We start from the raw sequence: 22,195 nt of genomic DNA, 5'->3' as shown, positions 1-22,195 counted from the left end.
GCCTATCTACTCTCAGGTAAATGACGGTCGCGCAGGGAAGGAACCGCCGTGAGTCGCAACGCGCTCTATATGATCATCGGGGGCCTCGCCGTCCTCGTCGTGGTCCTCGGGATTTATGTTTATGACAGGGAAGCCCGGCAATCAGGCATCGAATTGAAGATCGGCGAAGGCGGCGTTTCGATCCAGGAAAACTGAATAATCGTCAAGCTTCCGTCATGAGATCGACATATCAACGCTTTATTAACCAAAGCAGTGGAATAATTCGTCCAGTTGATCTGACTACGGATGGACTAGCAGGTCATACGCAAGGCGAATCGAGGAAAGGTCGGGTCTGTCCCGGCCTTTTTGCTTTTCAGGAAAGCAAGTCCTGCCTCAATGGGTAGCCCGCGAGACGAGGATCTTGTCGATGCGGCGGCCATCCATGTCGATGACCTCGAAGCGGTAGCCGAAGGCCTCCGTAACATCGCCCTCTTCCGGGTTCTTGCGCAATTGCTGCACGAGGAAACCGGAGATCGTCTCGTAATTTCCGTCCGAATCGATTTCATCGATGCCAATCGTCAGATGGATTTCGTCGATCGGCGTACGCCCGTCGACGAGGTAAGAGCCGTCGTCGCGAGGGCGAATCAGCGCGTGTTCGATGTCGTCGTAGTTGGACGGCAGCACCCCGACGATCGCCTCAAGAATATCAGCCGTGGTGATGATCCCTTCGATGCTGCCATATTCGTCGACGATCATGGCCATGTTGATATGCGACGACTTGAAGGCTTCGAGCGCCTTCAGGCAGGAGGCAGTTTCCGGCAAGGTGTGAATATCCTTGATGAAGTTGCGAAGATTGAAGCTCCTGCCCGGCGCGTTCAGCACTTCCTTGACGAGGACCGCGCCCAGCACTTCACCATTGGCGTCGATGACCGGATAGCGAGAATGCGAGGATTGCTCGATCTTGGCGCGGATCGTTTCGAGACTGTCGGTCACTTCGATGAAGCTCACTTCGGTGCGATGCGTCATGATCGATTTGACGTTGCGGTCGCCGAGCCGAATGATCCGCCTCAGCATCTCATGTTCCGATTTCTCGATTGCACCGCTTTCGACGCCCTCGGCCATGATCGCCTGGACTTCCTCTTCCGTCACATGGTCGCTGTCGCTCGATATGCCGAACATCCGCATGAAAAGCGCTGCCGACATTTCGAACAGGTAGACGATGGGGGCCGCGAGCCGAGAGAGCAGCAGCATCGGCCGCGCGACGAACATCGCGACGCCTTCCGAGTTCTTCAGGGCCAGCTGCTTCGGGATAAGCTCGCCGATCACCACCGACATATAGGTGATGAACGTCACGACAACCGCAACCGCGACCGTGCTGCCATAGGGGTTGATCCAACTGACCGCATTGAGCCCCGGCGCGATTTTTTCGGCGATGGTGGCACCACCGTAGGTACCTGCGAGCGTGCCGACCAGCGTGATGCCGACCTGGACGGTCGAGAGGAATTTGCCGGGATCTTCGGCAAGTCGGAGCGCCAGTTCGGCGCGACCGTTGCCCTGTTTTGCCATCTGCCGCAGCAGCGGCCGGCTTGCCGATACAATTGCCATTTCCGAAAGCGCAAAGAACGCGTTGATCAATAAGAGCACGAAAATGACTATAAGTTCGAACATAACCCTCAGACACCAATGATGGAGATCTGCGCGACGGATACGCGGCGCACATGCTGTAGTCCTACCAAATAGGCGGAAGATGCCAAGGCAGCAAGGCAGCAACGGCGCAATTGCCGTTCTTTTACGAAAAGGCGCGAATTGTCAGAGCGAACACGTCCGGGTTTGCTGCCGAACGCTACATCCTATCGCCTGGCGGACTGCGTTTCATCAAGGTCCCGCAATGACGCACGAACGCGGTCCCGGCCGACGCGGATGACATTCTCCATCGCCGCGCGTGCGCCGGCCTCGTCGCGCCGGCTGATCTGTTCGACGATGCGGATATGGGTACGCGCGACATCGTCGATGAGCTCGCGGTCAGAGGCAGGCGAGCTCAGCTTGAAGATGCCCACCAGCGCGGCCTCGATCAGGCTGCCGACAGTCCGCATGAACGGGTTGCCGGAAGCCTCGAGTATAGCCAGATGAAAGCGCAGATCGGCCATGGCCAGCGTCTCGGCGGTGTGCTCGGGGTCACCCATGGCGACAGCCAGCCGCATCATCCCGCTGATTTGCGCTTCAGTGGCATTGACCGCGGCAAGAACTGCCGCATGCGGCTCGAACGCCAGCCGGATCTCGCTGAGGTGATAGAGAAATTCCTCGTCGACCCCGCGGTGAAAATGCCAGGTCAGCACATCGCCATCGAACAGGTTCCACTGGTTCTTGGCGGTGACCCGTGTGCCGATGCGGGCGCGCGGCACGATCAGGCCCTTTGCCGCCAAGGTCTTCATTGCTTCGCGCAACACCGTGCGGGAAACCTTGAACCGCATGGCAAGCTCCGGGTCGCCGGGGAGGATGGAGCCAACCGGAAACTCTCCCGAGACAATGGCTTTGCCCAGTTCGTCCACCACCTGCGCGTGGCTTGTGCGCGTCTTGGTGCCGGTAATGACGGTTTCGAGCAGACCCTTACGCAACCAACTCCCTCCTCAGGAATACCTCTTGTTCTGGCGTGACAACAACAGGATGGCCTTTTGCATCAGTATAAATGCAAACAGCAAAGCACCGATCAGGATTTTCGTCCACCAACTCGATAGCGAGCCATCGAAGGTAATGTAGGTCTGGATCAGTCCCTGGATCAAAACGCCGACGAGTGTTCCTCCAACAAAGCCGGCGCCCCCTGTCAGAAGCGTTCCCCCGATTACCACCGCGGCAATCGCATCCAGCTCGACACCCACCGTGGCGAGCGAATAACCTGCTGATGTGTATAGGGAATAAACGATTCCCGAAAGCCCGGCGAGAAAGCCAGAGAGCCCATAGATCAGAACCGTCGTCCGCCCCACCGGAACGCCCATCAAAGCCGAGGTCTGTGCACCGCCGCCAAGCGCATAGACGTTGGTGCCGAAGCGTGTGCGCTGAGCAAGCAGGATGCCAATGGCGAAAACCAGAACCATCAGTCCGCCGATCAGGGTGATCCGGCCGCCGCCCGGCAGTTTGTAATAGAAGCTCTTCATCGTGGCGTAGAACGGATGCTTGATAGGAATGGAATCGATCGACAGCACGAAGGCCATGCCGCGCGCCAGGAACATGCCGGCGAGCGTGACGATGAAGGCCGGCATTTCCAGATAGTGGATGATCGCGCCCATGATCGCACCGAACAGCGTGGTGATCACCAGAACAAGGGCGAACGCCGCAAGCGGGTGTATGCTCGTGCTTTCCAGCATGACCGCAAGGAAGATGCCTGTGAAGGCAATCACGGAGCCGATCGACAGGTCGATGCCGCCGGACAGAATAACGAAGGTCATGCCGACGGCAGCGATACCGAGGAAGGCGTTGTCGGTCAGCAAATTGCCGACCACGCGTGTCGACAGGATGTTCGGATACTGCGCCGCGCAGACCGCATAGGAAACGATGAAAATGATGATGGTCGCAATCAGCGGAAGGTATTTCTGGTTCATCGGACGGATTTTCGGCTGAGGAAGGTCACACCGGCCTGCACGCGTGGCGACTGGATGACGAGGATGATGACGATGATGGCGGCCTTGATGATCAGGTTGAACTCCGGCGGGAAGCCCGAAAGCAAAATGCCGGTATTCACCGCCTGGATGATCATCGCGCCTGCCAGCGAGGCGATGATGCTGAAGCGGCCGCCGAGCAGCGATGTGCCCCCGACGACGACCGCGAGGATGGCGTCGAGTTCCAGCCAAAGCCCGGCATTGTTGGCATCCGCGCCCTTGATATCGGCAGTGACGATCAGCCCGGCAATCGCCGCGCAGAGACCCGAAAGCATATAGGCCGCCATCAGCAGAAGCGGTGTCTGGATGCCCGAGAGCGTACTGGCGCGGCGGTTGATGCCAACGGCCTCGATCAGCATGCCAAGCGCCGTGCGCCGGACCAGGAGCGTGACCGCAATGCCGAATACCAGCCATATGACAACGGGCATTGGCAGGCCTGCGAAAGCGCCGCTGCCGATGAAGATAAGCCCCGGATCATTGAAGGTGAGGATCGCCCCCTCCGTCACCAACTGGGCGATGCCGCGTCCGGCGACCATGAGCACGAGCGTGGCGATGATCGGCTGGATGTTGAGAACCGAGACGAGAAAGCCGTTCCAGACGCCGCAAACGAGGCCCGTGCCGATGGCGAGCAACAAGGTGACGATCAGCGGATCGCCCCGTACGCTGGAGGCGGCGGCCACGGCGCCGCAGATCGCCATGACGGCACCGACGGACAGGTCGATCCCCTTGGTGGCGATGACGACGGTCATGCCGACTGCCAGAAGAGCGACGGGGGCGCCGCGGTTGAGAATGTCGATAACGCTGCCGTAGAGCCGGCCGTTCTGGATCTCCATCGAGAAGAAACCCGGAAAGACGAGCCAGATCAGCAAAAGGATGATTGTCAGCGCGACAAGCTGGGGAAGCAATCGGTGGCCGAAGCGGAGTGCACTTTCAATCATGGATGTTCTCCCGCGCCGGGCGCGGCGGCGATGGCATTGACGATATGTTCCGTGGTGATCTCGCTGCCGGTCAGTTCCGCCACATGCGCGCGGTCCCTGAGCACGATGACCCGCGAACTGTAAGCCACGAGTTCCTCGAGCTCGGACGAAATGACGATCAGCGACATGCCTTGCGCGCACAGTTCGCCGATCAGCCGAATGATCTCCGCATGGGCGCCGACATCGATGCCGCGCGTCGGTTCGTCGAGAATGAGAAATTCCGGATTCGTCGCCAGCCAGCGCGCCAGGATGGCCTTCTGCTGATTGCCGCCGGACAGAAGCCTGATCGGTTTCTCGCGATCGCTGGTGCGGATATCGAGCGCCTTGATATAGCGGTCTGCAAGGGCGTTCTGTTCAGCCGCAGACAGCGGACGCGCCCAGCCGCGGCGCGCCTGCAGGGCCAGCGCGATGTTTTCGCGCACCGACAATTCGCCGATGATGCCGTCGACCTTGCGGTCCTCGGGGCAGAAGCCGAAACGCGCGGCGATCGCGGCCCGCGGCGATGAAAGGTTGGCGGGCTTGCCACCGATTTCGGCGGTGCCGCTGTCGGCCTTGTGGACACCGAACAACAGTTCCGCCGTTTCGGTGCGCCCCGAGCCCAACAGGCCGGCGATACCGACGACCTCGCCCTTGCGCACGTCGAGATCGAAAGGCTTGATCGTGCCGGCCTTGCCATAGTTGGAAAACCGAAACTGAACCGGGCCGCTCGATGTTTCGGCTGCCGCCACGGCCTTTTCGGCGGATTGAAGCTCGTGGCCGAGCATCATGGTCACAAGCTCGCGCCGCGGCAAAGATGCGGTCTCTCGTGTGCCGACCAGCTGGCCGTTGCGCAACACGGTGATTCGGTCCGCGAGGTCATAGACCTGCTCGAGGAAATGGGTGATGAAGACGATCCCCAGCCCCCGCGCCTTGAGGTCGCGGACGATGCGAAACAGCATCTCCACTTCCTGCGCATCGAGGCTGGCGGTCGGCTCGTCGAGGATCAGCACCTTGCCGGAGAGGTCGACGGCCCGGGCGATCGCCACGACCTGCTGGATCGCCACCGAAAAGCTGTCGAGCGCCGCAGATACGTTGATATCGATACCGTATTGCGCCAAAAGCGCATTGGCACGCTTCTTCATCTCGCCAGTCTGGACAAGTCCGAAGCGGCGCGGCTGACGACCGAGAAAGAGATTTTCGGCGACGCTCAGATTCCCCAGCAGATTGACTTCCTGGTAGACGGTGCCGATCCCCAGCTTCTGGGCATCGAGGGTATCGTGCGGATCGATCTCCGTACCGTCGAGCGTCAGCGTCCCCGCATCACGGCGGTAGGCGCCGGTCATGCATTTGATCAGTGTGGACTTGCCTGCCCCGTTCTCACCGAGAAGGGCATGGACTTCACCGCGACGGAGCGAGAAATTGACTTTGTCGAGCGCGACCGCGCCCGGAAAGGTTTTCACGATCCCGACGGCGGTCAGAATATCGTTGGTATTGTTGAGCATGAAAACCAGCGTCCCAGGAAAACGTAGGTCACCCGCAATGCATGGACTGCCGCAGGCAATGGCATCGGCAGTGAACATCCGAAGCCTGTCGGACTGGCGGCAAGCCAGCAGCCTTAAGGGCGATCATGCCGGCATCGCTTTCCGGCTGACGCTTCCTGCACTCGGGAAGCGTCAGCATCCAGCAATGCCGGCAGCCAATCAGTAGCCGAGGCCCTTCTTTTCCTCGTAGATCTTTTGCGGATCGTCGGCCTGGGTATAGAGCTTCGATTCCGTCTGGATCCACTTGGCTGGCTTCGTGCCGTCCTTCAGGAAGGCATCGAGTGCGTCGAGCGCCGGGCCAGCCATGTTCGGCGTCAGCTCGACGGTCGCATTTGCCTCGCCGGCCGCCATGGCCTGGAAGATATCCGGAACAGCGTCGATCGATACGACGAGGATGTCCTTGCCCGGCTTCAGGCCGGCTTCCTTGATCGCCTGGATGGCGCCGACGGCCATGTCGTCGTTGTGGGCATAGAGCGCGCAGATGTTCTTGCCGCCGTCTTCCGCCTTCAGGAAGCTTTCCATGACTTCCTTGCCCTTGGTGCGGGTAAAGTCACCGGTCTGGCTGCGGACGATCTTCAGATTGTCGTGGCCCTTCAGCGCTTCCTCGAAACCCTTCTTGCGGTCGATCGCCGGGGATGAACCGGTGGTGCCCTGAAGCTCGACGACATTGCATGGCTTGCCAGCGGTGGTGTCGACCAGCCATTTGCCGGCAACATTGCCTTCATGAACCAGGTCGGAGGTCACTGCGGTCAGATAGAGATCGTCCTTCGAATCGACCGTACGGTCGAGCAGGATCACCGGAATTTCGGCATCTTTGGCTTCCGTCAGCACTTCATCCCAGCCGGTTGCCACAACCGGGGCGATCAGGATGGCATCCACGCCTTGCGCAATGAAGGAGCGCAGCGCCTTGATCTGGTTTTCCTGCTTCTGCTGCGCGTCGGCGAATTTCAGGTCGATGCCGCGCTTTTCCGCCTGCTGCTTGGTCAGCGTGGTTTCAGCGGCACGCCAGCCGGATTCGGACCCGATCTGCGAAAAACCGATCGTCAGATCGGCTGCGGAAGCCGAACCGAACATGCAGGCTGCCAGAATCGTCGCACAGCTAAGTGCATTCTTGAATTTCATGATTTCCTCCCAAAGAAAGCTGCTCCTAAGCAGCGAGGGTAAAAAATCATACTATATGATTTATGTAAACAGGGTTTCGTGCCGTTTTTGCAATTTTTCCAAAGCCGGAATCGAAAGAGGGCGGCCTTGCGGCCACCCTCCCTGATTGCACACGAAATGATGCCGGATTATTGCGGCAGCTTGTCGTCCACGCCCTCGACGTAGAAGTTCATGCCGAGCAGCGTGCCGTCGTCAGCCGTCTCGCCCGCCTTCAGCCATTCGGAACCGTCCTGCTTCTTCAGCGGGCCGGTGAAGGGCTTCAACTCGCCGGAGCGGATCTTGGCTTCCGTTGCCTCGGCCAGCGCCTTCACGTCATCCGGCATGTTGGTATAGGGCGCCATAGTCAGGATGCCGTCCTTCAGGCCGTCCCAGCTCGACGTGGTTTCCCACTTGCCGTCGAGGAAGGCCTGCGTGCGCTTGATGTAATAGGCGCCCCAGGTATCGACGATTGCGGTCAGCTGCGTTTGCGGACCTGCCTTGATCATGTCGGAGGCCTGGCCGAAGGCCTTGATGCCGCGCTCGGCAGCGACCTGCATCGGCGCCGTGGTGTCGGTATGCTGCGTCAGCACGTCGACGCCCTGGTCGATCAGCGCCTTGGCCGCGTCGGCCTCCTTGCCGGGGTCGAACCAGGTGTTTGCCCAGACGACCTTGATCTTGAAGTCGGGGTTGATGGTGCGAGCGCCGGTGACGAAGGAATTGATGCCCATCACCACTTCCGGAATGGGGAAGGACGCGATGTAGCCGGCCACGCCTTTCTGCGAGATCTTGGCCGCGATCTGGCCCTGGATGTAGCGACCCTCGTAGAAGCGGCTGTTGTAGGTCGCAAGGTTCGGAGCCGTCTTGTAGCCGGTCGCATGCTCGAACTTCACGTCCGGGAACTTCGCGGCGATCTTGACGGTCGCATCCATGAAGCCGAAGGACGTGGTGAAGATCAGGCCGCAGCCGGAGCGGGCCAGACGCTCGATGGCGCGCTCTGCATCCGGTCCCTCAGGAACGTTTTCGAGGAACTGCGTCTCGATCTTGTCGCCGAGTGCCTTTTCGAGCTCCAGACGACCGATGTCATGGGCCTGCGTCCAGCCGCCATCGGTCTTGGAACCGACATAGACGAAGCAGACCTTGGCCTTTTCCTGGGCGCTTGCCGAGGCGGAAAAACCGAGAACGGCCGCCGTTGTTGCGAGTGCAAAGAGAATTTTTTTCATTGTGACCCCTGTAGGTTTTAGAGTTTCGGTCGTTGTTCTTGTTACCGGTCCGGTACAAACGGCTTGCCGAGTGATGCCGGGGTGTTGATCAGCGTCGTGCGCCGATTGTGTGAGATGAGAATTAGTACGGCAATCGTCGCCAGATAGGGAAGAGCAGAAAGAAACTGCGAGGGAATCCCGATGCCGAACGCCTGGGCGTGCAACTGGCTGATCGACACGGCGCCGAAAAGATAGCCGCCGGCGACCACCCGCCACGGCCGCCAGGAGGCAAAGACGACCAGCGCCAGAGCGATCCAGCCGCGCCCGGCCGACATGTTCTCCACCCATTGCGGCGTGTAGACCAGCGACAGCTGGGCTCCCGCGAGCCCGGCGCAGGCGCCGCCAAACATGACGGCAAGATAGCGCATGCGGATGACATTGATGCCGAGGGCATGGGCCGAGGCGTGGCTGTCGCCGACGGAACGCAGCTTCAGTCCCGCCCGGCTCCTGAACAGGAACCAATTCACGCCCACGACAACGGCAATCGAGAGATAGAAGATGAGGTCCTGCTTGAACAGCAGAGGTCCGAGGAACGGGATGTCCGACAGGACCGGAAAGACGATCTGCGGCAGCTTGATGCCCGACTGGCCGACATAGGCCTCGCCGATCATGCCGGAAACGCCGAGGCCGAGAATCGTCAGCGCGAGACCGGTGGCCACCTGATTGGCGACGAGGGTCAGGGTCAGAAAGCCGAACAGCAGTGAGAACAAGGCTCCGGATGCTATACCGGCGAGGATGCCGACATAGGGCGATCCGGTCACCTGCGTGGCGATGAAGGCGCAAGCCGCACCCATGATCATCATGCCCTCGACGCCGAGATTGAGGACGCCGGAACGCTCCGTCACGAGTTCGCCGACGGCCGCCAGTACCAGGGGCGTCGCTGCGGTGATGACCGTCAGGAGGATGGCCTCGAAAATACCCATCAATGGGCTCCTTCCGTGGCCGTTCCCGTCAGGTTCGACCAGACGAGCTTGATCTTGTAGCGGATGAGCGTGTCGCAGGAGAGCACGAAGAACAGCAGAAGCCCCTGGAAGACGCGCGTCACCTTGTCGGAGACACCGAGGGACAATTGCGCCGCCTCGCCGCCGAGATAGGTCAGCGCCAGCACAAGGCCGGCCACGACGATGCCGAGCGGGTTAAGCCGTCCGAGGAAGGCAACGATGATGGCGGTGAAGCCGTAGCCGGGCGAAATGACTGGCCGCAACTGCTGGATCGCGCCGCTGACCTCCGCGATGCCGGCAAGGCCGGCGAGCGCCCCCGAAAGCAGCATCGAAAACCAGATCATCTTGCGCGTCGAGAACCCCGCAAATCGCCCTGCCCGCTCGGACTGGCCGAGCACGGTGATTTCGAACCCCTTAAGCGTGTAGCGCATCATGAACCAGATGGCGACGGCTGCGATGAGGGCGAAACCGAAGCCCCAATGGGTTCGTCCGGAGGCGATCATCTCAGGCAGGACGGCAACAGGATCGAAAGTCCGCGTCTCTGGAAAATTCATGCCCCCCGGATTGCGCCAGTACCCGCGCACCAGCCAGTCCAGAAACAGCTGCGCGACATAAACGAGCATCAGGCTGGTCAGGATTTCATTGGTATTGAGATGCGCCTTCAGGAATGCCGGAATACCCGCAAACAGCGCGCCGCCGAGCATGCCGAGGAGAAGCATGAGCGGCAGCACCAAGGGTGAATGCCATTCATGGAAGACCACCGGCAGGATCGAGCCGGCGATAGCGCCCGCAATGAACTGCCCTTCCGCACCGATGTTCCAGTTGTTCGACCGGTAGCAGACCGACAACCCGACGCCGATCATGATCAAGGGGGCCGCCTTGATGGCCAGTTCATGCAACGACCACACCTCCATCAGCGGTTCGATGAAGAAACTGTGGAGGGCCGTGATCGGGTTCTTGCCAAGCAGCAGGAACATGATGCCGCCGAAGATCATCGTCAGTGCCAGCGCAATAACGGGCGACAGGATGGAGAAAAGCCTGGAGACCTCGGGGCGTCTTTCCAGTTCAATGCGCATGTGCGGTCTCCGCGGACTCGGTCTTGCCGTACATGCCGCCCATCAGCAGGCCGATCTTTTCACGCGAGAGCTCGGCTGCCGGATAGATGTCCGAAAGCCTGCCTTCGCTGATCACGGCGATCTCGGTCGCAACTTCGAAAATTTCGTCCAGATCCTGGCTGATGACGAGTACGGCCGAGCCGGATTTGGCGAGATCGACCAGCGCCTGGCGAATGCGGCTGGCGGCGCCCGCGTCGACACCCCAGGTCGGCTGGTTGACGACGAGCACCGTCGGCTGGCGGTCGAGTTCGCGGCCGACGATGAATTTCTGCAGATTGCCGCCGGACAGCGAGCCTGCGGGGGGATTGTCGCCGCTCTTGCGCACGTCCATGGCTTGCGCGATACGCCTGGTTGCGCTCTTGACCGCGTCCTGGCGAATGAGGCCAAGCACGCCACCGCCGAGGAAGGCCCGGCGATCGGACTGGCTGCGCGCGAGGATGAGATTATCGGACAGCGAGAGGGCCGACACCGCCGCATGGCCATGGCGCTCTTCCGGCACGAAACCGGCGCCCATCAGTCGGCGCGCATTGATGCCGCGTGTTCCCACAGGTTTATCGGCGATGCGAACGACATCATCGGTCGCGGCCGGATATTCACCCGACAGGGCGTCGAACAATTCCCCCTGCCCGTTCCCTGCAACGCCGGCGATGGCCAGCACTTCGCCGGCATGGACCTTGAGGCAGATGTTTTTCAGCGCGACCGCGAACGGTGTCCTCGCGGGAGCCGACAGATGCCGCGCCTCCAGCTTCACGGCGCCCTTCGTGCTCGTTCCCTCCGCGCTCACATGCGCGACATCGCTGCCCACCATCATGCGCGCCAGCGAAGACGGCGTTTCCCGGCGCGGATCGCAAGCGCCGGTGACCTTGCCGTGCCGCAACACCGTTGCACGGTCGCAGATGCGTTGAACCTCCTCCAGCCGATGGCTGATATAGAGCACCGATCGGCCTTCGGCCTTCAGCTTGTTCAGCGTCTCGAACAGCCGGTCGGCTTCCTGCGGCGTCAACACCGAGGTCGGCTCGTCGAGAATGATCAGTTTCGGGTTCTGCAAGAGCGCGCGGACGATCTCGATGCGCTGACGCTCGCCGACCGAAAGATCCGCGACATGCGCCTTCGGATCGAGCGGCAGGCCGTAGCTGTGCGACAGGGCAGACGCCTCCTCCGCGATGCGATTCAGCGAAATGCCGGGCGCCATCGATAGCGCGATGTTTTCGGCAACCGTCAGCGCCTCGAACAACGAAAAATGCTGGAACACCATGCCGATGCCGAGCCTGCGTGCGGCACTCGGGCTGGCTATCCGGACGGGTTGCCCCTGCCAGACGATCTCGCCGCTGGTCGGCGCCAGAACACCGAACAGCATCTTGACGAGAGTCGATTTGCCGGCACCGTTCTCCCCGAGAAGAGCGTGAATTTCACCCGGTTTGATCTCGAGATCGATGCCGTTGCAGGCAGCGAATGTGCCGAACAGTTTCGTCAGTTGGCCAACGGTCAGCAATGGACCGATGGCGGGTTGTCCCTCAGCCGACACGCCGCCCTCATTTTTCTTATCCTGCTGCCTTGTCTGCCTTTTTTCGGCTTTTCTCAAGGAATCAGCAATGTTGTTCCACTCGTTTTTCTTGCTTCGAGATCCGCGTGCGCCTTGCTTGCGTCGGCAAGCGCATAGGTCTGGTTGATATTGATACGCACTTTGTTGCTTTGCACAACATCAAACAGCGAGTTTGCACACGCCTCCAGAGCGGGGCGCGTCGAAACGTAGCTGAACAGGGTCGGTCGCGTTGCGAACAGCGATCCCTTTTGCGCGAGAATGCCGATATTGACGCCTTCGACCGGCCCGGAGGAATTGCCGAAGCTGACCCAAAGGCCGCGCGGCCTGATGCAATCGAGCGAGGCCGGGAACGTATCGCGACCGACGGAATCATAAACGACGTCGACGCCCTTGCCGTTGGTGATCTCCTTGACCTGCGTGACGAAATTATCCGTACGGTAGTTGATGACATGGTCATAGCCATGGGCGAGCGCGAGATCGATCTTGTCTTGCGAACCGGCCGTGCCGATGACGGTCGCGCCGAGCGCCTTCGCCCATTGTCCGGCGATCAGGCCGACACCACCGGCAGCGGCATGGAACAGCAGGGTCGTTTCAGGACCGACCTTGAAGGTCTGGTTGAGTAGGTATTGCGCCGTCATGCCCTTCAGCATCATCGCCGCCGCCGTCTCCAGCGTGATGTCGTCAGGCACTTTCACCAGTTGCGAAACCTCGACGTTGCGCTCGCTGCTATAGGCGCCGTCGGAGGAGGCATAGGCGACGCGGTCGCCGACTGCGAAGGTGCTGACGTTATCGCCCACCGCCGTCACGATGCCTGCGCCCTCCTTGCCCGGGATGAAGGGAAGGCCTTCGGCGGATTTGTAGAGACCGGTGCGGAAGTAGACGTCGATAAAGTTCACACCGACGGCGACCTGACGAATCTGGACTTCACCCGGGCCTGGCGGCGACAGCGTGATTCCCTCGATTTTCAGTACCTCCGGCCCGCCAAGGGCGCGCACGACGATGGCCTGTGCCATGTAACCTCCTCAACCCCGCCCGAGACGGGGAAATAGCTGCAAGACGAAACCGATGACGTAGAGATAGAGCCCGGTGCCGACAACGCCGGCGACGACCCAGCCGGGCGTATTGAAATGCAACAGCAGCGCATAAACGCCAAGCGCGGACCAGATGGCAAAAACGGCAAGATTGAGCGATCGCAGCCGCTGGACCCGTACCGGATGAAGGAAATTGATCGGCATGAAGGTCAGGAAGACGGACACGAACACGACGACCGAAGCGGCAATCTCGCTGGCGTCGATGACGAACAGCGTGAAAACCACCATGTTCCAGACGACAGGAAAGCCGGAGAAGAAATATTCGTCCGTCTTCATGCCCATGTCGGCATAGTAGATCGCGCTCGACATCACGATTGCGCCGGCAGCAACGAACGACCAGGGCTCGCCGATCATGCCGCTCTGGTAGAGCGCAAAGGCCGGCAGCAGGACGTATGTTACATAGTCGATGACGTTGTCGAGCGTATCGCCCGACCAGTTCGGCAGGACTTCCTTGACGCGCACCTTGCGGGCGATCGGCCCGTCTATGCCGTCGACGGCCAGCGCAAGGCCCAGCCACCAGAACATGTCGACGAAGCGGTGTTCAGCTGCCGCGACCACGCCGAGAAAGGCGAGGAACGAACCGGACGCCGTAAGGATATGAACGGAAAAGGCACGGATTTCGGCGTAGGGCACGCGCTTGTAATTGAAAAACTTCATCAGCAGACCGCACCCGTCCTTACTCTGCACTTCCCCGAAGCGCTCTGAACCGGCCGTGCCGAGAGCTCACGCTTCTTTGCCCGCCTTGGGCGGTGTTGGCGGTAATATGCACCGTTTCAGTTTGGCTGCCAGCAAAAATCACCGACCCTTGAAAAACCATGGGATTCAGCTGTGGACGCATCTGCGGCAGCCTGCGCCACTTCACCCCATTTCAATCGGGTGCGGTGGCGGCTAAGATTGGGACAATATCGGCAAGCACAAGCAGGAAGCCACGCCATGGATCATTTCGAAATCGCGATCGTCGGGGCTGGGCTTGCCGGATCGCTCGCCGCCCTCGCCCTGGCCGATTCGGGACGAAGCGTCGTGCTGATCGCGCCGGCGCCCGGACGCCCCGACGGTCGAACGACGGCACTGATGGATCACTCGCTCGATCTTGTGCGGCGACTGGGACTGTGGGAGAGGATCGAACCCCTGGCGGCGCCGCTTGCCACCATGCGCATCATCGACGGGACCGACCGGCTGCTGCGGGCACCGACCGTGACCTTTCATGCGGCCGAAGTGGGGCTCGACGCCTTTGGCTACAATATCCCCAATACGCCCTTCCTCGCGCTCCTGGAGAAGGAGGCTGAAACCCGCCCGTCGCTTGTGCGAATCATCGCGAGCCTGTCGCAGATTGAAATCGACGCCAAACGGGCGACCCTGAAGCTGGATGACGGCCGCATCGTCACCGCCGATCTGGTCCTGGGTGCCGACGGGCGTAAATCCGCAGTGCGCGCGGCAGCCGGCATAGATGTGCACAGCTGGTCTTATCCGCAAACCGCGGTGGTGCTCAATTTCGCCCACCAGATGCCGCACCAGAACATCTCGACCGAGTTCCACACGCCGGACGGTCCGTTCACGCAAGTCCCGCTGCCCGGCTCGCGCTCCAGCCTCGTCTGGGTGCAAAAGCCGGACGCCGCCGCGGCGACGCTGGCACTTTCGGCCGAGGAACTGTCGCTTGCCGTGGAACGGCGGATGCAGTCGATCCTGGGAAAAGTGACTGTCGAAGGCACAGCCCAGTCCTTTCCGCTCTCCGGCATGGCCGCCAGGGCTTTCGGCAAGCAGCGAACCATCCTGATCGGGGAGGCAGCGCACGCCTTTCCGCCGATCGGCGCGCAGGGGCTCAACCTCAGTCTTCGCGATATCATGGCAGCGAGCGCACTGCTTTCCGATCTCCCGGTCATCCCCGCCGACTTTGGTGCACGCTATGACCGCAGGCGGCGGACCGATGTCCTGACCCGTACCTTCAGTGTCGATCTGCTCAACCGCTCGCTGCTGTCCGAGTTGCTGCCGGTGCAGTTGCTGCGCGCCGCAGGACTGCAGGCTCTCGCCAGCGTTCCGCTGCTGCGCAACCTCATGATGCACGAGGGGCTGAACCCCGGCAGCGCGCTGCAGACATTGCGCAGTTCCCTGCAGGAAAAGATCGGCTGGCAGCGCGCCTGAACCGATCTGGCCTAAGCAGGTTTCGGAAAAGTGTTCCACGGTTTTCCGATCAAAACCTGCGACAAAACAAGGAAAGCTAAGCAGACTTTCGTTGGCTTGCCGACGAAAGTCTGCTTAGCCGATCTGCATCAGCACGGGAAAGGTCTCCTGGAACCAGATCGCCACGGAACTGATGACGCCGAAGACGAAGGCAAGGCCCGCAAGGATGAGGAAAACACCCATCAGTTTCTCGACCAGGCCGAGGTGACGGCGGAAACGCGACAGGAACCTCATGAAGGCGCCGGAAAAGCCCGCGGCGATCCAGAAAGGGATCGCCAACCCGAGCGAATAGACGGCCAGCAGGATCGCGCCATCGCCGACCGTGTCGCGCGCGGCTGCGACCCCGAGGATCGTGCCGAGCACGGGACCGATGCAGGGCGTCCAGCCGAAGGCGAAGGCAAGGCCCATGATATAGGCGCCTGACAGCGTTGCCGGCTTGCCGCCACCCTGGAAGCGGGCTTCCCGGCCAAGCAGTCCGATGCGCAAGACACCGAGGAAATGCAGTCCCATGACGATGATGACCAGACCGCCGACGCGCGACAGGATATCGATATGCTGGCGCAGGACGAGGCCGATGGTGGAGGCTCCTGCCCCGAGCGCCACGAAGACGGTGGCAAAGCCCAGCGTGAAGAAGAACGCCGCACCGAACACCGCGCGCCGCGTGCCGGCCACAGCGGCTTCATTTTCACCACCGCGAAACTGATCGACCGAAATGCCCGCCATGTAACAGAGATAGGGCGGCACCAACGGCAATACACAAGGCGAAAGAAACGACAGCGCGCCCGCCACGATGGCGGTCCAGATGGAAATATCAGCGATCGACACCCGTTAAGAACTCCAGCCTGCAACACGCTCGCGCCGTCTTAACGCCGATGCCCCCTCCAAACCAATCACCTTTTGGCGATCTCCATGCAAATCATCGAATTTGCAGTTTCGTCCGCTTTTTTTGGGTTGACCAAAACAAGCCCGCTGTGCATATGTCCGCCCACTTCCGCCGGGCACGCAACGCCCCGGTTTTGAGGGAGCGCGTAGCTCAGCCGGTAGAGCAACTGACTTTTAATCAGTAGGTCCAGGGTTCGAATCCCTGCGCGCTCACCAAAAAAGAGATTGTCCGACCCGGAGACATAGGTAACAGTTTGTACCTAAGACATGGGTGACAACCTCGTGCCGAACGTTCCTCCATCACCGAAGTCTCTCTCCACGGCATCCACACCTCCCGCAAAGCGAAAAACGTTCCCCAATGTCTTGGGCACCTATCTCTGAGGTCGGGGCAGCCACGGCATCGTCAGCATTGCCCGTCGCCCTCCAAGGTCGTCATCCTCGTCCTCGGGTTTAACCCGAGGACGAGGAATGATAAGCCTTCTAACTGTCAGATTTTGTTGGTGAGGGACAAGCCCCACATCCCCATCCATCCCCGCCATCGAAACCTCTGCCATAATCTTCCCGTCCCGCCCACGGATACGCTGCCAGCCGTGGCAGTCTGGCGGGGCCGGCGCCGGTCTCAAGGAAAGGACGGAAGTCCTTGGCATCGGGGTTCGCGAGAAGGTTCCCCTCCGCAGGCCGATGCTGCTGCTGCGGGCGTGCAATCGCACAGAGGGCCGACAAGGCCGTAGCGGAACGAGTTTGCGGGCAAAAACCGCCGAACGGGGCGCGGAGAGGTGTCACCCATTCTATTTTCACGAGGCAGCTTTCAGCGCCCCGTCCGAAATGCCCTTTGACAACCACGGCGGTTTTCCCGCGCGTGAACGAAGGCGCGTGTCCTCATGCCGTCAAGCCGCGCCGGGCGGCCGGTGGTCGTTGATTTCGATCCAGTATCCGTCGGGATCCTGAACGTAGATCTGGGCGAAGCCGTTGCGGTGCAGGCCGATGCGGCCGGGATTGCCCGGCCAGTCGGTAAAGGGAATGCCGAGCGCGCCGATATGGGCGACGAAGGCGTCGAAATCGGCCGTGGAGATGGCGACATGCGTCTCCTTCGTCACGTGCGTGGCGCCGAAATCGCCGGCGATGAGATGGATCGCATCGCCACCGCCGATTTCCAGCCAGGCGACATTGGCGCTGCCTTCGCGCGGGATCGGCTCGAAGCCCATGACATCCCGGTAGAACGCGACGCTGCGCTCGAGATCGCTGACCAGCAGTGCAACATGGTCGAGGCTGTAACGATGGCGCATGACAAATCCTCCGGCAACACCGCATAGCATGCCGGGCCCTGGCGCGGAAGGCCACCCCTCGCCGCGCGGACGCATGCCGCTTGGGCCGGACTCAGGCCGTCACCGCGGGCGCGGGGCAAAACCGCCGAGCGTGGCATGGGCGATGTCACCTTCTATGCGACGCCCCGCCCTCACCGTCCGGCGAACGGGTCGGCCAATGCCGCTTCCGGGCGGCTGATCGGGTATTTGGTGGCGGAAATGCTCGCCGCCAGCTTCTGCGGCCCTTCGCGCTTCAGCAGTGTGCGGAAACGCGGATGCATGCCGCCATCGACATAGGCGCTCATCGACGTGCTCGCGGGAAGGGCCTCGGTCATCGCCGCGTCGACCTTGCGCTCCTCCGCCACGATCTTCGCCATCGCCTGCGGCTCGAGCTGGTTGACGACCGCCGGGCAGGCGGCGAGCGGATCGGCGGGCTCGCCGCCCTCGAATTCCTTGTTGAAGACGTAGCGGCTTTCGCAGATGGACACCTTCGGCTGCCGGTGCGTCACCTCGAAGGCGTCGTAGCCCTCTTTCAGCGTCCGCCAGAAGGGCATGTTCTGATCGTCGCGGTGTTCGATCATGTTCTTCGCCATCATGCGGAAGGGAAAGGCCTGGACCTGGAAATTCTCCTGTCCGCTCGAAAGCGCCTTCTGCACGATCGCATAGATTTCGCCGACGCCCTGGTCGGTCATGGCGTAGCAGCCGGAGGACGAGCAGGCTCCATGCACCATCAGCGCCTCGCCGGTATGGCCGAGCGCCGCTTCGAGCCGGTTCGGATAGCCGAGATTGAAGGAGACGTAATATTGCGAGTTCGGATTAAGCTGGCCCGCCGAGACATGATAGAAGCCTTCCGGCGCCTGCCGGTCGCCGATCCTCGTCTTCGGGCCGAGCTTTCCCGACCAGCGGCACATCGGATAGGTCTTGAACAGCGCATAGGTGCCGGACTTGTCGACCTTCCAGACCTCGAGCTCGCTTTCCTGCTTGAAGATGCGGATCAGCACCGGGCTTTCCGGCTTCATGCCCTTCTTCGACATCTCGGCGATCATCTTGCTGGAGAGCTTCGGCGGGGCCTCGGTGAGATCGTCCAGCCCCATGCAGCCGGACAGCGCCACGCCGAGGAGAAAGGCGGCGGCCGTCCGGGTGAGAACGCGGCGGGCGGTGCGCATCACGGCGCTGGAAGGGGAAATCGAAGGAAGCATGAAAGCGTCTATTGCCGGAAAACGTGCCAAAGTTGTGTCGAAAGATCCAAATCAGGGTGCCGTTCGCCCCGACTACGGACAGAATCCGATGAAGCGGTTAGCTTTCCGTTAATCAGAAGCAAGACTTGTTGCAGCGGAGCCGCCGGCACCTCATTGCCAGACGACGATCCGTGCCTTGGCCGGAACCCGCGCGTAGAGATCGATGACGTCCTGGTTCAGAAGCCGCACGCAGCCCGACGACACCGCCTTGCCGATCGACTGCCATTCCGGATTGCCATGCAGCCGGTAGAGCGTGTCCTCGCCGTTCTGGAAGATGTAGAGCGCCCGCGCGCCGAGCGGATTGTCGAGCCCAGGCGGCATGCCGCCGTTCTCGATCGAATATTTCGCGAGGCTCGGCTGGCGGGCGACCATCTCGTTGGGCGGCTTCCAGTGCGGCCAGGCCTGGCGCCAGTGGATCACGCCGTCGCCCTGCCAGGCAAAGCCTTCGCGGCCGATGCCGACGCCGTAGCGCATCGCTGTGCCGCCCGGCTCGACGACATAGAGAAGCCGCGACGGCGTGTCGACGACCACGGTGCCGGGCGCCTCGCCCGTCGGGTCGTAGACGCGCTGACGGTAGAATTGCGGATCGATCTGTTGATAGGGCACCGCCGGGATCAGATAGCCACCATCCTCCACCGGCCCGTACATCACCTGCAGCTCAGCCTCGGAGGGTGGCCCGACCGGCCTCTGGACGATGCCCGGCGTCGGTGCCGGGCGTCGGCGCAAGGGACCGGTGGTGCAGCCGGCAAGCGTGCCAGCCGATGCCGCAAGCGCCGCGAGAAATCCCCGGCGGGAGAAACGATTGTCGATTGTCATGAGCCCCATCGATCGCATTGCAGTGACGCAGCCGGTCCCGGCCTGACGATGGTGGACGAGATGTCGGCCGGTGCCGCCACATCGCCATTCGTCGGCCAGAATCGGGTCACTATTGTTATGCCGCTATTCGCGCCGGTTTCCAACGCCACAAGACGGCCCTGCCAACACGATTTGCCGCCCGGTCACCGCATCGTGATGGGCCGTGACGGGAGGGAAGATGCCTCCTGCGGCGCATTGGTAAAATTCGTCTCAAATGCGAGCACCCGATTTCACGTGAATGAAATGGCGCCCGGATTAATGCGAATGGATTGCCACATCCGAAGGAGCCCCTGTCACCGGGCAGATCGTCATGAGCCAGGTCATTACCATGTCAGCCACCACGGCGGCTTACGCGGCGCAGGGCGTAAAGCCGTCCGCGCGGATGAGCGGCGATGGCCCGGCCGAGGAAGCGATCACCTTGCTGTCGGCACGGCCGAAGGACGATGTGGCCAAGACGCATGCCTCGGTCGCGGCCATGCGCAGCCCGACATCGCTTTCGTTGATGCTGATGAGTTCCAACGGCCGCCAGCCGCAAGGCACGCGTGGCGACGTGGTTCGCCGCTACATGGAGTTCGGTCCCGACGAGCCGGAAGCAGACGAGTAAGCCGGGCCCTCCGAAGGCTAAACCGTCCCTTGCAGGAGGAAGACGGCGGCGCAGTGGTCCGCGCCGCCCCATGACGGGAAAACTCAGTTGTGCTTGTGCGTGCCGCCAGCGGCATCGCCGACGGCAAGCATGTAATCGACCTTGCCGGCCTTTTCGAAGGTCAGCGTCACCGGCACGCTGTCGCCCGCGGCAAAGGGCTTCTTCACATCCATGAACATCAGATGCAGGCCGCCGCTCGCAAGCGCGACGGTCGCCCCCGCCGGAATGGCGATGCCCTGCTCCAGCTTGCGCATCTTCATCACGTCGTTCTGCATCGTCATCTCGTGCAGTTCGACGCGGCCCGCCGCCGGGCTCTCGACGGAGATCAGGGTATCGTCCTCGCTGCCGTCGTTCTTCACCGTAAAGCCGCCGCCGCCGACCTTGGCGCCTGGCAGCATCGCCTTGAGGGCGCCGCCGGAAATCTCGAGCGATCCGGCCTTGACCGTCGTGTTGCCCATCCCCGCCATTGCCGCCATGTCGTGGCCGTGATGCCCTGCGGCCGTGGCCGGTGTCACGGTGACCGTCGGCGCCGGATGTTTCAGCGAATGGGCGTCCTGGCCTTCAGCCGGAATCTCGTCCCAGGCCACCTTGTCGGTCGCACCGCAAAGCTGCGTTACCGGAAAGGCGATGTCAGTCTGCTTGTCGAAGCCGGAGATCGTCCCCTTGATGGCGAAGGTGTCGTAATAGTCGTCGGACAGATTGCCGTTCTTCCAGCGGATTTCGAGCGGCCCGGACGTCACCGTCTTGCCGTGGTTGTCATAGCTTTTCTGGTAGTCGCCCCTGATAATCTCGATCTCCCAACCGGCCTTCGGCTGCGGCTTGGCGAAGACGAAGCCTTCCGGCAGTTTCACCTGCACTTCGGTCGTCGCCTTGCCGTCGCAGCCGTGCGGAATCTGCAGCACGGCCTTGAAGCCGCTTTCCGAGGCAGCTTCGTCGTCTTCGAAAGACGCATGCGCATGGGCAGCTGCGGCCCCGGCCAGCGAAAGGATGAGTGCAAGAAGGGCTGTTCTGGTCTGTGTCATTGATCTGGTCTCCGCACCGGAGTTGCCACCGCGGCAATCCGGTCAACGCCGCATCAAGCGGCTGAAGTGACTAAAAACATGGAAGAATCGCCGAAGCGATGAGGTCAGAGAGACAGCGGAGGAGCACGCGACTGCGGCAGGGTGCGCGGATATTCGACAAAAATGGCCGAAAAATCCGTCTTGCCCTCGGCAAGCGCGGCGACGCGGAGGATGAGATAGGCTTCACTCGGGGGCGACAGCAAGGCAATCGAAGCGGCGAGCCGGCAATAGTCGCAGAGCGGTACAACGCCCTCGTGCGGGGCATTGTGTGGGTCATTGTGATCGTCGACACCCTCCGATCCGAAGCAGATGTCGGCAATCGTGCCATCCGGCAGGACGTAGTTCGCCGCCATTTCCGGGGCAAGCTGTCGGGCGAACGCCGGCTGATGGGCAAAAGACAGGAACAGGAGGGCAAGTGCCGAAAGCACGCGCACCGTCATCTGCCACTGTCGTCCGGCTCTGGCCATCGATTGTCCCCGTCTTGGCCGCTTGCGTTATCGTTTCGGTACGAAAAAAGCAAAGGCTACTTTGACGCACCGAGGAGGTATGTTGAAACAGTTGCGGCAAAAATCTGTTCGAGCGCGACATTTTGCGCTTGCCAAGCAATTGCGATCGCCGTTATCTGAACCCGATCTTGTTGGGAGAATCCGGTTCATACCGGTGCCGAAGGAGCAACCGCCCCGGAAACTCTCAGGCCAAAGGACCAGCAAGGTGCCGAAAGGACTCTGGAGAGAAGCGTTTTCGCTCGCCGAAGGGATAACAATCTCAGGCAAAGGGACAGAGGGGGCTCGAGGATACGCCGCAGTCAATGCGCGT

At 61.4% G+C, this 22,195-nt stretch carries 21 protein-coding genes, 1 tRNA gene and 2 riboswitches; of the genes, 4 read left to right on the top strand and 18 right to left on the bottom strand.

Annotated features, from left to right (window positions below; translation table 11 throughout):
• Window positions 1–48: 48 nt before the first annotated feature.
• Window positions 49–195 (top strand): hypothetical protein, encoded by a 147-nt coding sequence (locus A3AY_RS39610; RefSeq protein WP_018324777.1) that lies wholly within the window; start codon window positions 49–51, stop codon window positions 193–195.
• A gap of 177 nt (window positions 196–372) precedes the next feature.
• Here the strand turns inward: A3AY_RS39610 and A3AY_RS0105940 are convergent, their stop codons facing one another.
• The 12 genes from A3AY_RS0105940 to pcsA form a co-directional block, all read right to left on the bottom strand.
• The gene (locus A3AY_RS0105940) at window positions 373–1,647 is read right to left on the bottom strand and encodes a hemolysin family protein (protein WP_018324776.1); all 1,275 of its coding nucleotides are present in this window, start codon (window positions 1,645–1,647) and stop codon (window positions 373–375) included.
• Window positions 1,648–1,829: 182 nt separating this feature from the next.
• Entirely contained in the window at window positions 1,830–2,594 is a 765-nt protein-coding gene (locus A3AY_RS34525) for a FadR/GntR family transcriptional regulator (RefSeq protein ID WP_018324775.1), read from the bottom strand.
• A 12-nt stretch (window positions 2,595–2,606) separates the two neighbouring features.
• Complete coding sequence (gene yjfF / locus A3AY_RS0105930; protein WP_018324774.1) at window positions 2,607–3,575, bottom strand: galactofuranose ABC transporter, permease protein YjfF; 969 nt, start codon at window positions 3,573–3,575, stop codon at window positions 2,607–2,609.
• Window positions 3,572–4,570, bottom strand: a complete 999-nt coding sequence (locus A3AY_RS0105925; protein ID WP_018324773.1) for an ABC transporter permease — start codon at window positions 4,568–4,570, stop codon at window positions 3,572–3,574. The genes yjfF and A3AY_RS0105925 overlap by 4 nt, the downstream gene beginning before the upstream one ends.
• Entirely contained in the window at window positions 4,567–6,090 is a 1,524-nt protein-coding gene (ytfR, locus tag A3AY_RS0105920; RefSeq protein ID WP_018324772.1) for a galactofuranose ABC transporter, ATP-binding protein YtfR, read from the bottom strand. The genes A3AY_RS0105925 and ytfR overlap by 4 nt, the downstream gene beginning before the upstream one ends.
• A 198-nt stretch (window positions 6,091–6,288) precedes the next feature.
• Entirely contained in the window at window positions 6,289–7,251 is a 963-nt protein-coding gene (gene ytfQ, locus A3AY_RS0105910; RefSeq protein ID WP_018324770.1) for a galactofuranose ABC transporter, galactofuranose-binding protein YtfQ, read from the bottom strand.
• A 167-nt stretch (window positions 7,252–7,418) separates the two neighbouring features.
• Complete coding sequence (locus A3AY_RS0105905; RefSeq protein ID WP_018324769.1) at window positions 7,419–8,489, bottom strand: BMP family ABC transporter substrate-binding protein; 1,071 nt, start codon at window positions 8,487–8,489, stop codon at window positions 7,419–7,421.
• A gap of 41 nt (window positions 8,490–8,530) precedes the next feature.
• Window positions 8,531–9,451 (bottom strand): ABC transporter permease, encoded by a 921-nt coding sequence (locus A3AY_RS0105900; protein WP_018324768.1) that lies wholly within the window; start codon window positions 9,449–9,451, stop codon window positions 8,531–8,533.
• Window positions 9,451–10,545, bottom strand: coding sequence for an ABC transporter permease (locus tag A3AY_RS0105895; protein ID WP_018324767.1), 1,095 nt, complete (start codon window positions 10,543–10,545; stop codon window positions 9,451–9,453). The genes A3AY_RS0105900 and A3AY_RS0105895 overlap by 1 nt, the downstream gene beginning before the upstream one ends.
• A complete protein-coding gene (locus A3AY_RS0105890) occupies window positions 10,535–12,109 on the bottom strand; it encodes an ABC transporter ATP-binding protein (protein ID WP_040668202.1) in 1,575 nt (524 codons plus the stop codon). Before A3AY_RS0105890 ends, A3AY_RS0105895 begins: the two co-directional genes overlap by 11 nt.
• Window positions 12,110–12,162: 53 nt before the next feature.
• Complete coding sequence (locus A3AY_RS0105885; protein WP_018324765.1) at window positions 12,163–13,140, bottom strand: quinone oxidoreductase family protein; 978 nt, start codon at window positions 13,138–13,140, stop codon at window positions 12,163–12,165.
• A gap of 9 nt (window positions 13,141–13,149) precedes the next feature.
• Window positions 13,150–13,875, bottom strand: coding sequence for a phosphatidylcholine synthase (pcsA, locus tag A3AY_RS0105880; protein ID WP_018324764.1), 726 nt, complete (start codon window positions 13,873–13,875; stop codon window positions 13,150–13,152).
• A gap of 276 nt (window positions 13,876–14,151) precedes the next feature.
• Here pcsA and A3AY_RS0105875 point away from each other — a divergent pair, with 276 nt between their 5' ends.
• On the top strand, window positions 14,152–15,357 hold the full coding sequence (locus A3AY_RS0105875; protein ID WP_018324763.1) for a UbiH/UbiF family hydroxylase: 1,206 nt from the start codon (window positions 14,152–14,154) through the stop codon (window positions 15,355–15,357).
• A gap of 114 nt (window positions 15,358–15,471) precedes the next feature.
• On the opposite strand, the gene A3AY_RS0105870 is transcribed toward A3AY_RS0105875, so the two are convergent.
• Complete coding sequence (locus A3AY_RS0105870; protein WP_018324762.1) at window positions 15,472–16,221, bottom strand: cytochrome c biogenesis CcdA family protein; 750 nt, start codon at window positions 16,219–16,221, stop codon at window positions 15,472–15,474.
• 197 nt (window positions 16,222–16,418) lie between these two features.
• Between A3AY_RS0105870 and A3AY_RS0105865 the strand changes: the two genes are divergently transcribed.
• Window positions 16,419–16,494, top strand: a tRNA-Lys gene (locus A3AY_RS0105865).
• Window positions 16,495–17,165: 671 nt separating this feature from the next.
• On the opposite strand, the gene A3AY_RS0105860 is transcribed toward A3AY_RS0105865, so the two are convergent.
• The 3 genes from A3AY_RS0105860 to A3AY_RS0105850 all read right to left on the bottom strand — a co-directional run bounded on the left by A3AY_RS0105860 (window position 17,166) and on the right by A3AY_RS0105850 (window position 19,645).
• Window positions 17,166–17,564, bottom strand: a complete 399-nt coding sequence (locus A3AY_RS0105860) for a VOC family protein (RefSeq protein WP_018324761.1) — start codon at window positions 17,562–17,564, stop codon at window positions 17,166–17,168.
• A gap of 170 nt (window positions 17,565–17,734) precedes the next feature.
• Window positions 17,735–18,781, bottom strand: a complete 1,047-nt coding sequence (locus A3AY_RS0105855) for a hypothetical protein (RefSeq protein WP_018324760.1) — start codon at window positions 18,779–18,781, stop codon at window positions 17,735–17,737.
• Between the two features lie 150 nt (window positions 18,782–18,931).
• Window positions 18,932–19,645 carry a L,D-transpeptidase gene (locus A3AY_RS0105850; RefSeq protein WP_018324759.1) on the bottom strand — a complete coding sequence of 238 codons (714 nt, stop codon included), beginning with the start codon at window positions 19,643–19,645 and terminating at the stop codon, window positions 18,932–18,934.
• Between the two features lie 340 nt (window positions 19,646–19,985).
• Here A3AY_RS0105850 and A3AY_RS34520 point away from each other — a divergent pair, with 340 nt between their 5' ends.
• On the top strand, window positions 19,986–20,279 hold the full coding sequence (locus A3AY_RS34520) for a hypothetical protein (protein WP_018324758.1): 294 nt from the start codon (window positions 19,986–19,988) through the stop codon (window positions 20,277–20,279).
• Window positions 20,280–20,362: 83 nt separating this feature from the next.
• Here the strand turns inward: A3AY_RS34520 and A3AY_RS0105840 are convergent, their stop codons facing one another.
• Both A3AY_RS0105840 and A3AY_RS34515 read right to left on the bottom strand, forming a co-directional pair.
• Window positions 20,363–21,340 (bottom strand): DUF1775 domain-containing protein, encoded by a 978-nt coding sequence (locus A3AY_RS0105840; protein ID WP_018324757.1) that lies wholly within the window; start codon window positions 21,338–21,340, stop codon window positions 20,363–20,365.
• A gap of 104 nt (window positions 21,341–21,444) precedes the next feature.
• Window positions 21,445–21,846 carry a DUF2946 family protein gene (locus tag A3AY_RS34515; protein ID WP_112864722.1) on the bottom strand — a complete coding sequence of 134 codons (402 nt, stop codon included), beginning with the start codon at window positions 21,844–21,846 and terminating at the stop codon, window positions 21,445–21,447.
• 161 nt (window positions 21,847–22,007) lie between these two features.
• A riboswitch (glycine riboswitch) is annotated at window positions 22,008–22,091 on the top strand.
• Window positions 22,092–22,094: 3 nt separating this feature from the next.
• Window positions 22,095–22,170: riboswitch (glycine riboswitch) on the top strand.
• Window positions 22,171–22,195: the final 25 nt, after the last annotated feature.

Source organism: Rhizobium giardinii bv. giardinii H152 (genome assembly GCF_000379605.1).
Classification (GTDB): Bacteria; Pseudomonadota; Alphaproteobacteria; order Rhizobiales; family Rhizobiaceae; genus Pararhizobium; species Pararhizobium giardinii.
This window is presented reverse-complemented; position numbering and strand designations above follow the sequence as displayed.